Source organism: Achromobacter sp. ACM01 (genome assembly GCF_014851745.1).
GTDB lineage: Bacteria > Pseudomonadota > Gammaproteobacteria > Burkholderiales > Burkholderiaceae_B > Achromobacter > Achromobacter aegrifaciens.
Genome location: NZ_JACVAF010000004.1, coordinates 172,449 through 184,686, shown reverse-complemented (window position 1 = coordinate 184,686; position 12,238 = coordinate 172,449). Strand labels below are relative to the sequence as shown.

Here is a 12,238-nt window from a genome sequence, read left to right as displayed (position 1 = left end):
GGATTTAGAGGAACAGCTTGTAGGCCGGATTGTCGGTCTCGTTCCAGTGGGGATAGCCCAGTTCCGCGACGAAGCTGCGGAACTGCTTCTTGTCGGCGGGCGGCACCTGGATGCCGATCAGGATGCGGCCATAATCCGCGCCCTGGTTGCGGTAATGGAACAGGCTGATGTTCCAGTCCGGATTCATGGCGTTCAGAAAACGCATCAGCGCGCCCGGGCGTTCCGGGAATTCAAAGCGGTACAGCAGTTCGTTGCGCGCCAACGCCGAGCGTCCGCCCACCATATGGCGCAGGTGGGTCTTGGCCATTTCGTCGTGGGTCAGGTCCAGCGTGTCAAAGCCGTGGCGGCGGAAGTTTGCGGCGATCTTGTCGGGTTCGGACGCCGAGGACACCTGGATGCCGACGAAGACGTGTGCGCGGTCCGCGTCGGAGATGCGGTAGTTGAACTCGGTCACGCTGCGCTCGCCCACCAGTTCACAGAAACGGCGGAAGCTGCCGCGCTGCTCCGGCATGGTGACGGCGAACACGGCTTCGCGCATTTCGCCGACCTCGGCGCGTTCGGATACGAAGCGCAGCCGGTCAAAATTCATGTTGGCGCCGCAGGCGATCGCCACCAGCGTCTTGCCCTTCAGATTGTGTTCGGCCGCGTACTGCTTGGCGCCCGCGACCGCCATCGCGCCAGCCGGCTCCAGCACGCTGCGCGTGTCCTGGAACACGTCCTTGATGGCTGCGCAAATCGCATCGGTGTTGACCACCACGAAGTCGTCCACGTACTGGCGCGTGAGCTTGAAGGTCTCCGCGCCCACCATCTTGACCGCCGTGCCGTCCGAGAACAGCCCCACATCGTTCAACTGCACGCGGCGGCCCGCGCGCACGCTGCGCAGCATGGCGTCGGAATCTTCCGTCTGCACGCCGATGATCTTGATTTCCGGGCGCAGCTGCTTGATGTAGGCGGCCACGCCCGCGATCAGCCCGCCGCCGCCGATGGCCACGAAGATGGCGTCGATCGGGCCGGGATGCTGGCGCAGGATCTCCATGCCCACGGTGCCCTGGCCGGCGATCACGTCAGGGTCGTCGAAGGGGTGGACGAAGGTCAGCTTCTCTTTCTTTTCCAGGATCTGCGCGTGCGCGTAGGCGTCGGAAAAGCTCTCGCCGGCCAGCACGACTTCGCCGCCCAGGCGGCGCACCGCGTCGATCTTCACTTGCGGGCTGGTGGTGGGCATGACGATGACGGCGCGGCAGCCCAGCCGGCTGGCGGCCAGCGCCACACCCTGGGCGTGGTTGCCCGCCGAGGCCGCGATGACGCCGCGGTTGCGCGCGGCCGGGCTCAGGTTGGCCATCTTGTTGTAAGCCCCGCGCAGCTTGAAGCTGAACACCGCCTGGGTATCTTCGCGCTTGAGCAGCACCGTGTTCGAGATCCGCTGCGACAGCAGCGGCGCCGTCTCCAGCGGCGATTCGACCGCTACGTCGTAAACCTTGGAGGTCAGGATGCGTTTCAGATAGTCAGTGGACATGGACAGCGGGCGGGGCAAGAAGTAGGAAGGTGGGGCAGATTATGCACCCGCGCGCGGCTACACTCGCCCCACTATGGAAGAAAGTCTGTTATCCGCTGTGCATTGGATGCTGGGGGTGCTGTCGCTGCCCTCGGTCGGCCTGTCCGCGATCTTCACGGTCTCGCTGGTGTCCGCGACCCTGCTGCCCTTGGGTTCGGAACCCGCCGTGTTCGGCTACATCAAGCTGGCGCCGGACATGTTCTGGCCGGCCATCCTGGTGGCGACCGCGGGCAATACCGTGGGCGGCGCCATCAGCTATGCCATGGGCCTGGGCGCCGAGCGCGCCGTGCAGCGCTGGAAGGAACACCACCCCCATCCGCATCCTGACGCGACCGAAGGCGGACGCATGCGCGGCCGCTGGAACGAGCGGGCCCATGACTGGATCCACCGCATGGGGCCGCCGGCGCTGCTGCTGTCCTGGCTGCCCGCAGTGGGCGATCCGCTGTGCGCCGTGGCAGGGTGGCTGCGGCTGTCGTTCTGGCCTTGCGTGGTCTACATGGCCATCGGCAAATTCCTGCGCTATCTGGTCATGACGGCCGGACTGCTGTGGTTTTTCCCCGGGCAGATCTAGCGCCAGGATTGCACTTAATTGGGGACGCACCGCCCCTCTCATTTCCGAGTTTCGAGCGCTTCCCTAGGGGTATTAGGGGCCAGACTCGGCCTATGGCATAAAATAATTTTTTAAGGGCCCCCTTCTTGCAGCCATGAACGCCCCACTCGCTAGCCACATCTTGAACGGGGCGATGCCGCCCGCAGCACCCGCGCGCTTGCGCGAAATCCCGTACAACTACACGTCGTTTTCCGACCGCGAGATTGTCGGCCGCTTGCTGGGCGACGACGCCTGGAGTCTGCTGAGCGACCTGCGCGGCGAACGCCGCACCGGCCGTTCCGCGCGCATGCTGTACGAGGTGCTGGGCGACATCTGGGTGGTGCGCCGCAACCCTTATCTGCAGGACGACCTGCTCGACAACCCCAAGCGCCGCAAGCAGCTCATCGAAGCCCTGCATCACCGCCTGGGCGAAATCGACCGTCGCCGCGAACCGGACGTGCCCGCCGAGGCCGGCCATGATCCGCACCGCGACGAGAAGGTCGTCGGACTGCTGGCGCGGGCGCGCTCCGCCATCGCCGCATTCGAGGGCGAATTCGACCAGACCGCCATGATGCGCAAGCAGGCGCAGAAGGTGCTGGGCCGCATCACCGCCCGCGACAACATCAAGTTCGACGGCCTGTCGCGCGTCTCGCACGTGACCGACGCCACCGACTGGCGCGTGGAATACCCCTTCGTGGTGCTGACGCCGGACTCGGAAGACGAGATCGCCGCGCTGGTCACAGCCTGTATTGAACTGGGGCTGACCATCATCCCGCGAGGCGGCGGCACCGGTTATACCGGCGGCGCCATTCCGCTGACCTGGAAGTCGGCGGTGATCAACACCGAAAAGTTCGACAAGCTGGGCAAGGTCGAGTCCTGTCTGCTGCCCGGGCTGACCGAGCCCGTGGCGGTCATCCATGCCGGCGCCGGTGTGGTGACCAAGCGCGTTTCCGAGGCCGCCGAGGCCGCGGGCTTCGTGTTCGCCGTCGACCCGACCTCGGCCGAGGCTTCCTGCGTGGGCGGCAACATCGCCATGAACGCGGGCGGCAAGAAGGCCGTGCTGTGGGGCACCGCGCTGGACAACCTGGCCTGGTGGCGCATGGTCGACCCGAACGGCAACTGGCTGGAAGTCAGCCGCCTCGACCACAACATGGGCAAGATCCATGACGTGGACGTGGCGCGCTTCGAGCTCAAGTGGTTCGACGGCCGCGGCAAGCCGGGCGAGCGCCTGCTGAAGACCGAAACCCTGGAAATCCAGGGCCGCGTGTTCCGCAAGGAAGGCCTGGGCAAGGACGTCACCGACAAGTTCCTGGCTGGCCTGCCCGGCATCCAGAAGGAAGGCTGCGACGGCCTGATCACGTCGGCGCGCTGGGTGCTGCACCGCATGCCGCGCTACACGCGCACCGTCTGTATGGAGTTCTTCGGCCAGGCGCGCGACGCGATCCCGTCGATCGTCGAGGTCAAGGGCTACCTGGACGGCGAAGGCCGCGCCCGCGGCGCCATCCTGGCAGGTCTTGAGCACCTGGACGAACGCTATCTGCGCGCGGTGGGCTACGCCACCAAGAGCAAGCGCGGCGTGCTGCCCAAGATGGTCCTGATCGGCGACATCGTCGGCGACGACGAAGACGCCGTGGCCGCGGCATCCAGCGAAGTCGTGCGCCTGGCCAACACGCGCCACGGCGAAGGCTTTGTGGCCGTCAGCCCCGAAGCGCGCAAGAAGTTCTGGCTGGACCGTTCGCGCACCGCCGCCATCGCGCGCCACACCAACGCCTTCAAGATCAACGAAGACGTGGTGATCCCGCTGCCGCGCATGGGCGAGTACACCGATCACATCGAACGCATCAACATCGAACTCTCGACCAGCAACAAGCTCAAGCTGCTGGGCGAGCTGGACGCCTATCTGTGCACGCCGTTGCCGGTCGGCAAGATCGACGACACGGACGTCGAGACGACCCGCGCCGAAATGCTGGCCGAGCGCACGCGCCAGGCGCTGGAACTGGTGGCCGCCGTCCGGCAGCGCTGGCAGTGGCTGCTGGACAACCTGGACCTGCCGCTCCTGCAGGCGCTGCCCGAGCTGCACGGCCTGGGCCTGGGTGAATTGCAACCCGCCTTGTCGGACCGCCTCGCGGCGCAGCCCGGCGCGCGCGTCTTCGACGTGGTGCAGGATCGCACCATCCGCCTGTCCTGGAAGACGGAAGTGCTGGCGGGCCTGCAGCGCACGTTCTCGGGCGCAGCCTACAAGAAGATCATCGACGAGATGATCGCCATCCATGGCCGCGTGTTGAAGAGCCGCGTGTTCGTGGCGCTGCACATGCACGCCGGCGACGGCAACGTGCACACCAATATTCCGGTCAACTCGGACGACTACGGCATGCTGCAGGAGGCCCACCAGGCCGTCGAGCGCATCATGCAGATCGCCCGCGACCTGGACGGCGTGATCTCGGGCGAGCACGGTATCGGCCTGACCAAGTATGAATTCCTGACCGAGGCCGAACTGGCCCCGTTCCAGGACTACAAGCGCCGCGTCGATCCCAACGGCCACTTCAACGCCGGCAAGCTGATGCCGGGCGCGGACCTGCGCCACGCCTGGACGCCCAGCTTCAACCTGATGGGCCACGAGTCGCTGATCATGCAGCAAAGCGACATCGGCGCCATCTCCGAATCCATCAAGGACTGCCTGCGCTGCGGCAAGTGCAAGCCGGTGTGCGCCACTCACGTGCCGCGCGCCAACCTGCTGTATTCGCCGCGCAACAAGATCCTGGCGACCTCGCTGCTGGTGGAAGCCTTCCTGTACGAAGAGCAGACCCGGCGCGGCGTCAGCCTCAAGCACTGGGAAGAGTTCGAGGACGTGGCCGACCATTGCACGGTCTGCCACAAGTGCTACAACCCCTGTCCGGTCGACATCGACTTCGGCGACGTGTCGATGAACATGCGCGCCGTGCTGCGCCGCATGGGCCGCAAGTCGTTCAATCCGGGCACGGCCAGCGCCATGTTCTTCCTGAACGCCAAGGATCCGGCGACCATCAACGCCACCCGCAAGGCGATGGTGGGCGTGGGCTACAAGGTCCAGCGCGCCGCGCATGACCTGCTGTCGGGCCTGGTGAAGAAGCAGACCGCAGCGCCTCCGGCCACAGTGGGCAAGCCGCCGCTGCGCGAGCAGGTGGTCCACTTCGTGAACAAGAAGATGCCCGGCGGGCTGCCCAAGCAGGCGGCGCGCAAGCTGCTGGACATCGAAGACGCGAACTACGTGCCCATCATCCGCGATCCCAAGGCCACCACGGCCGACACGGAAGCGGTGTTCTACTTCCCGGGCTGCGGCTCCGAACGCCTGTTCTCGCAGGTGGGCCTGGCCACGCAGGCCATGCTGTGGCACGCGGGCGTGCAGACCGTGCTGCCGCCGGGCTACCTGTGCTGCGGCTATCCCCAGCGCGGCAACGGCATGACGGACAAGGCCGAGCAGATCATCACCGACAACCGGGTGCTGTTCCACCGCGTTGCCAACACGCTGAACTACCTGGACATCAAGACGGTGGTGGTCAGCTGCGGCACTTGCTACGACCAGTTGGCGGGCTACGAGTTCGACAAGATCTTCCCGGGCTGCCGCCTGATCGACATCCACGAGTACCTGCTGGAAAAGGGCATCAAGCTGGAAGGGGCCAAGGGCGTGCGCTACATGTACCACGACCCCTGCCACACGCCCATGAAGCTGCAGGAACCCATGAAGACCGTGCGCGCCCTGGTTGGCGACGACGCCGTCAAGAGCGACCGCTGCTGCGGCGAATCGGGCACGCTGGCCGTGAGCCGTCCGGACATCTCCACGCAGGTGCGCTTCCGCAAGCAGGAAGAGCTGCTTAAGGGCGATGCCGCTTTGCGCAGCGACGGTTTCACCGGCGACGTGAAGGTGCTGACCTCCTGCCCGTCGTGCCTGCAGGGTCTGTCGCGCTATGAAGGCGACACCGGCATGGACGCGGACTACATCGTGGTCGAGATGGCGCGCCATATCCTGGGCGAAGGCTGGATGGAAGAGTACGTGCGCCGCGCCAACGCGGGCGGCATCGAGCGGGTGCTGGTCTAGGCCGGCAGTCCGCGCAAGATACGCGCAAGAAAAAACCGCGGCCATTGCTGGCCGCGGTTTTTTTTCAGCTGTGGCAGTGAGCCGGAGGTTTACTCCAGCTTGATGCCGGCCTTCTTGATCACGTCCGCCCAGGCGCTGCGTTCCTGTTCGGCGTAGGCCTTGAACTCCTGCGAGGACATCGGCATCGGGATGACGCCCATGTCCAGGATCTTCTGCGATACGGCGGGCGACTTCAGCGTGGCTTCCAGGTCGGCGGCCAGCTTCTTGACGACGGGCTCCGGCAGGCCGGCCGGGCCGACCAGGCCTTGCCAGGCATAGGCGGTGAAGTTGGGCACGCCTTGTTCGGCCATGGTGGGCACGTCCGGCAGCGCGGCGACGCGTTCCGGAGTGGCCGCGGCCAACACGCGCAGCTTGCCGGCCTTGACGTTGGGCAAGCCCGAGGCCAGGTCGATGAACATCAGGTCCACCTGTCCGCCCAGCAGATCCTGCACGGCGGGCGCTGCGCCCTTGTAGGGCACGTGCAGCACGTTGGCGTTGGTACGCTGCTTGAAGAGTTCCAGCGCCAGGTGATGCGGCGAACCCGCGCCGGCGGACGCCGCCGACAGCTTGCCCGGCTCTTTCTTGGCGGCCTGGATCACGTCGTCCACGGTCTTGAACGGCGAATTGACGTTCACGGCCAGCAGCAGCGGGAACTTGGCGATGCCGCCGATGTAGGTGAACTTGGACGGATCGTAGGACAGCTTGGCGTACAGCGACGGGTTGAAGGCCAGCGTGCCCGAGTCGGCCGTGCCGACCATGTAGCCGTTGGCCTCGGCCTGGGCGATGGCGGTGGCGCCGATGATGGTGGCGGCGCCGGGGCGGTTTTCGACCACGATGGTCTGGCCCAGCGGCTTTTCCAGGCCGCTTGCCACCGTGCGCGCCACGACGTCGGTGCCGCCGCCGGCCGGGTAGGGCACGATCCAGCGGATCGGCTGGGTGGGCCAGGATTGGGCCGAGGCCGCGCCGGCGGCCAGGGACAGGGCGGCCAGCGCCAACAGGCGCTTCGCGTGCTTATGCATGGGGTGTCTCCAAGTGCGGAATTGAGTATGGGCCGCCGCCGCAGGGTATGCGGGGGGCCTGTTATGCGCCGTTATTATGCCTTGCGTCCCCGGCAATCGGCAGATGTTTTGTGCCCTGCTTTCAGCGGCTTATTGCGGATCGGGATAGCTGCGGGCGCCGAAGATCGCCGAGCCGATACGCACCTCGGTCGAGCCTTCCTCGATCGCCAGCTCGAAGTCTCCGCTCATGCCCATCGAGAGACGGTCCAGCGATACGCCTGGCAGGTTTTCCTGCCGCAGGCGGTCGCGCAGCTCGCGCAGGGTGCGGAAGCAGGCGCGCACCTCGGCGGGATCCGGCGAATTCACGGCCAGCGTCATCAGGCCTTGCACACGTAGCGTCGGGAAGTCGGCGGTGATGCGGCGCAGGAAGGCGGGCACGTCGGCGGGGTCCATGCCGTACTTGGTGGGCTCGGACGAAGTCTTGACCTGCACCAGCACGTCCAGCGTCCGGCCTTCGTTGGCCAGGCGGCGGTGCAGGGCTTCGGCCAGCTCCACCCGGTCCAGCGACTGGACTTCGGCGGCGTCGCGCGCCGCGTCGCGGGCCTTATTGGTCTGCAGATGGCCGATCAGCACCCATTGCAGGCCCAGGCCGTCCAGCGCCGCGGCTTTCTGGCGGATTTCCTGCGTCTTGTTTTCGCCGTAGCGGGTCAGCCCCAGCGCCATGCCCTCGCGGATGGCGTCCACGCCGAAGGTCTTGCTGACGGGCAGCAGCGTCACGCTGTCCGGGCTGCGGCCGGCGCGCGCGCAGGCGTCGGCGATGCGTTGCTGGATCTGGGCAAGGCGCCCGGCCATGGTGTCTACGGCGGTCATTCAGCTCTCTGGTAGGAACGGGATGTCCCATAGTGTAGGACTGCGCCCGATCGTTTCGCCACAGCGCCCGTGCGCGTCGTTGACCCTGTCTGATCGGCAGGCTTAGAATTTGAAGATATTTGTTTATATTTCAATGTTCTATGCCATCCGGCGCCGCCCCAGCGGGCGACACGGTATCCAACCTACACAGTCTCCCGCCATGTCCACCGCAGCGCCTGAATACGCTTTCGCCACGCCTTTCCTGAATCCCCCAGCTTCCCCCATCCGATCGCTCATGCCGTATGCCATGCGGCCGGGCACCATTTCGCTGGCGGGCGGCTATCCCGCGCAGGAACTGTTCGACGTGGAAGGCCTGTCGATCGCGTCGACCCAGGTCCTGGCCCGCCTGGGCGCCTGCCTGCAGTATTCCAACATCGACGGCCAGGCCAGCCTGCGCCACGAGCTGGCTCGTCTGTCGGCCGAGCGCGGCCTTATCTGCAACGCGGATACCGAGCTGGTCGTGACCGGCGGCTCGCAGCAGGCCCTGGCTTTGCTGACCCGCGTCATGCTGCAGCCCGGCGACCATGCCATCATCGAATCGCCCGCGTTTCCGAATTCCGTGCAGGCGCTGCGTTACACCGGCGCAACGGTGCATACGGTGCAGTCGGGTCCCGAAGGCATCGACGTGGACGCGCTGGACGAACTGGCCGGCCGCATCAAGCCCAAGATGGTCTGCGTGGTCGCATCGTTCTCCAACCCCTGCGGCGCGACCCTGACGCGCGAGCGCCGCCTGCGGCTGCTGGAACTGGCGGTCAAGCACCGCTTCCTGATCGTTGAAGACGATCCCTACAGCGAACTGCGCTTTGCCGGCGAAGCAGTGCCGCCCATCGCCGCGCTGGCCGAGGGCGAAGCGCGCCACTGGGCCGTGTACCTGGCCAGCATGTCCAAGACCATGGCGCCGGCGCTGCGCATCGGCTGGCTGGTGGCGCCGCCCGAAGTCCGCCGCCGCTGCGTCAGCGCCAAGGCAGCCGACGACATGGCCTCGTCCGCCTGGATCCAGGAAGTCGTGGCCCAATACCTGGCCAATGGCCGCTACGGCGAACACGTGCCGCGCATCCGCGCAGCCTACGGCCTGCGCTGTGACGCCATGGCGGAATCGCTGGCCCGTGAACTCAACGGCCGCGTCACCTTCAGCAAGCCCGAGGGCGGCATGTTCTTCTGGGCCCGCCTGACGGGCGAGATCGACGCCACGCGCCTCTTGCCCTACGCCATCGAGCACGAGGTCGTCTACGTGCCGGGCAAGGCGTTCTACGCGGATGCTGCGCAGGCCGACCTGCATGCCATGCGCATGTCGTTCGCCACCATGAATGAAAGCCAGATCGCCCAGGGCATGGTGCGGCTGGGCCGCGCGCTGGACGCGTGCGAGGCCAACGAACCAGTGTCGATCTCGCTGGCCGCCTGATGCCGGCTTGACGGCGCGCATGCGCCGCTGTGCGGCCTGTTGCTATGCTCTTCTGCCTGTCCGCCCCGGCGCTTGCGTGCCGGGGCGCGCATACCTAAATAAGCGCTGGTTATTTGGTTTGGGCGCTTCATGTCTATAAGCTTCTTGCCTCGGCGCGTTCCCGCGCCCGCAAAGCAGAACAGGAAACGAGGTCATGAACATTGCAAAAGGGTTGATCGGCGCAGCGTTGCTGGCGGCAGCGGCGCAGGGCGCGCAAGCGGCCACGCTGGACGTGGTGCGCCAGCGCGGCGCCGTGGCTTGCGGTACGACCACAGGCTTCGCGGGCTTCTCCGCGCCTGACGCGCAAGGCAAGTGGCAGGGGCTGGACGTCGACCTGTGCCGCGCGATTGCCGCAGCGGTCTTCGGCGACGCCAGCAAGATCAAGGTGGTGCCGCTGAATTCGCAGCAGCGCTTCACCGCCCTGCAATCCGGCGAGGTGGACGTGCTGACGCGCAACACCACGGTGACGCAGCAGCGCGATACCGCACTGGGCATCATCCACGCCGGCATCAACTTCTATGACGGCCAGGGCTTCCTGGTGCCGAAGTCCCTGGGCGTGAAGAGCGCCAAGGAGATCAACGGGGCCACCATCTGCCTGCAGACCGGCACGTCCAACGAAAACACGCTGGCCGACTGGGCCCGCGCCAACAACGTGAGCTACAAGCCGGTCGTGATCGAGACCTTCAACGAGGTGGTCAACGCCTTCGCCGCGGGCCGTTGCGACGTCTTCAGCACCGACGCCTCGGGCCTGGCCTCGATTCGCATTTCCAAGCTGCAGAACCCCGACGACTACGTGGTGCTGCCCGAGATCATCTCCAAGGAACCGCTCGGCCCCTTCGTGCGCCAGGGCGATGATGCCTGGCTGAACATCGTGCGCTGGTCGTTGTCGGCCATGATCGAAGCCGAGGAATACGGCGTGTCGTCCGCCAACGTGGACGAGCAGGCCAAGAGCGCCAACCCCAATATCAAGCGCATTCTGGGCGTCACGCCCGGCAGCGGCGCCAACCTGGGGCTGGACGAGAAATGGGCCTACAACATCGTCAAGCAGGTGGGCAATTACGGCGAAAGCTTCGAGCGCAACGTGGGCCAGGGCAGCCCGCTGAAGATCAAGCGCGGGCTGAATGCGCAATGGACGCAGGGCGGCCTGATGTACGCGTTGCCAATACGGTGATGACGGCGGGTTTCGCGCATTGGGTACTCGATTGCCCGCGCGCGAAGCCCGATGGCTTTATCCGCGCCGGTACAACTCCGCGATCTTCACGAACGCGGCGCGCAATTCGCGCGTGCCGCCCTGGAAGATCATCGGCCGGCCGCGGTGCGTGAACACCACCAGCCGCTTGGAAAACAGCATCGGCACGAAGCGCGCGTAGCGCACGTCTTCCCAGGCGACTTCGCGGCGCGTGAACCAGGTCTGGCGCAGGCCGCGTTCATCGATGGTGGTGATGGATGTCTGCATGTGCCAGGAAACGAACAGCAGCCCCAGGAAGCACAGTCCCACCACGACGGCCAGCAAAGTGTCGAAGGGCTGCGAGGGCGCGCGGATGGCGGTGGTGACCACCTGCACGCCCAGCACTGCCAGGATGACCCAGGTCAGGATGCGGACCCAGTCGGGCCAGGCCTGGCCGGACAAGGGCAGGGGACCGATGGTCCGCAGCAGCGCCGCGTGCTCCTCGGCGGAGGGCGTGCTGGCCGGAGTATTCATGCGATCCGTCATGCCGCCCGTTTGGCGGCGATGGCGTTGCCGGCGCGGCTCGCGCCCTTGCGGTTCAGGTGGGCCGACATCCACTGGCCGATATCGACCACGGCGTCGAAATCCACGCCGGTGTCGATGTCCAGTCCGCGCAGCATGTACAGCACGTCTTCGGTGGCGACGTTGCCGGTGGCGCCCTTGGCGTAGGGGCAGCCGCCCAGGCCGGCCACCGACGTGTGGAAAATCGAGATGCCGGTTTCCAGCGCCGCCAGGATGTTGGCCAACGCCTGCCCGTAGGTGTCATGGAAGTGGCCGGAGATGCGGGCCGGGTCGGCCACGCGCGTCACCGCGGTCATCACTTCGCGCACGCGCCTGGGCGTGCCCACGCCTATGGTGTCGGCCACGTCGATCTCGTCGACCTGCATTGCCAGGTAGCGCTGCGCCACGTCCACCACCGCTTCCACCGGTACTTCGCCCTGATAGGGACAGCCCAGCGCGCAGCTGATACTGCCGCGCACGCGGATGCCGGCGGCGCGCGCGGCCTGCACCACGGGCTCGAAGCGCGCGATCGATTCGGCGATGGAACAGTTGATGTTCTTCTGCGAGAAAGCTTCGCTGGCCGCGCCGAAGATCACGATTTCGTCGGCCCCGGCAGCCAGCGCACCCTCGAAGCCCTTCATGTTGGGCGTCAGCACGGAATAGATGGTGCCGGGACGACGCTCGATGCGGGCCATGACTTCCGCGCCGTCGGCCATTTGCGGCACCCATTTGGGCGACACGAACGAGGCGGCCTCCACGTTGGGGAAGCCTGCGGCGGATAAGCGGTTGACCAGTTCCACCTTGATGTCGGTGGGCACGAATTCCTTTTCGTTCTGCAGGCCATCGCGGGGCGACACCTCGACGATCTTCACGCGGGAGGGCAAAGCCATGTCTATTCCTGTCTCG

9 protein-coding genes are annotated in these 12,238 nt (G+C 66.3%); 4 read left to right on the top strand and 5 right to left on the bottom strand.

Annotated elements, in window-relative coordinates; translation table 11 throughout:
* Positions 1–4: 4 nt before the first annotated feature.
* Positions 5–1,513: a threonine ammonia-lyase, biosynthetic gene (gene ilvA / locus IB268_RS21260; protein ID WP_054457791.1), complete on the bottom strand. Its 1,509-nt coding sequence runs from the start codon at positions 1,511–1,513 to the stop codon at positions 5–7.
* Between the two features lie 73 nt (positions 1,514–1,586).
* Here ilvA and IB268_RS21255 point away from each other — a divergent pair, with 73 nt between their 5' ends.
* Positions 1,587–2,123 carry a YqaA family protein gene (locus IB268_RS21255; RefSeq protein WP_054457751.1) on the top strand — a complete coding sequence of 179 codons (537 nt, stop codon included), beginning with the start codon at positions 1,587–1,589 and terminating at the stop codon, positions 2,121–2,123.
* Between the two features lie 133 nt (positions 2,124–2,256).
* Positions 2,257–6,216, top strand: a complete 3,960-nt coding sequence (locus tag IB268_RS21250; protein ID WP_119450193.1) for an FAD/FMN-binding oxidoreductase — start codon at positions 2,257–2,259, stop codon at positions 6,214–6,216.
* Between the two features lie 89 nt (positions 6,217–6,305).
* Here IB268_RS21250 and IB268_RS21245 read toward each other — a convergent pair whose 3' ends face one another.
* Together IB268_RS21245 and IB268_RS21240 are read right to left on the bottom strand one after the other, a co-directional pair.
* Positions 6,306–7,274, bottom strand: a complete 969-nt coding sequence (locus tag IB268_RS21245; protein ID WP_054457749.1) for a tripartite tricarboxylate transporter substrate binding protein — start codon at positions 7,272–7,274, stop codon at positions 6,306–6,308.
* A gap of 129 nt (positions 7,275–7,403) precedes the next feature.
* A complete protein-coding gene (locus IB268_RS21240) occupies positions 7,404–8,123 on the bottom strand; it encodes a YggS family pyridoxal phosphate-dependent enzyme (protein ID WP_175213034.1) in 720 nt (239 codons plus the stop codon).
* 199 nt (positions 8,124–8,322) lie between these two features.
* Between IB268_RS21240 and IB268_RS21235 the strand changes: the two genes are divergently transcribed.
* The gene (locus IB268_RS21235; protein WP_054457747.1) at positions 8,323–9,564 is read left to right on the top strand and encodes a PLP-dependent aminotransferase family protein; all 1,242 of its coding nucleotides are present in this window, start codon (positions 8,323–8,325) and stop codon (positions 9,562–9,564) included.
* A gap of 193 nt (positions 9,565–9,757) precedes the next feature.
* A complete protein-coding gene (locus IB268_RS21230; RefSeq protein ID WP_054457746.1) occupies positions 9,758–10,774 on the top strand; it encodes an amino acid ABC transporter substrate-binding protein in 1,017 nt (338 codons plus the stop codon).
* 57 nt (positions 10,775–10,831) lie between these two features.
* Here IB268_RS21230 and IB268_RS21225 read toward each other — a convergent pair whose 3' ends face one another.
* Positions 10,832–11,305 carry a hypothetical protein gene (locus tag IB268_RS21225; RefSeq protein WP_054457790.1) on the bottom strand — a complete coding sequence of 158 codons (474 nt, stop codon included), beginning with the start codon at positions 11,303–11,305 and terminating at the stop codon, positions 10,832–10,834.
* Positions 11,306–11,313: 8 nt separating this feature from the next.
* A complete protein-coding gene (locus tag IB268_RS21220; RefSeq protein WP_192354771.1) occupies positions 11,314–12,222 on the bottom strand; it encodes a hydroxymethylglutaryl-CoA lyase in 909 nt (302 codons plus the stop codon).
* Positions 12,223–12,238: the final 16 nt, after the last annotated feature.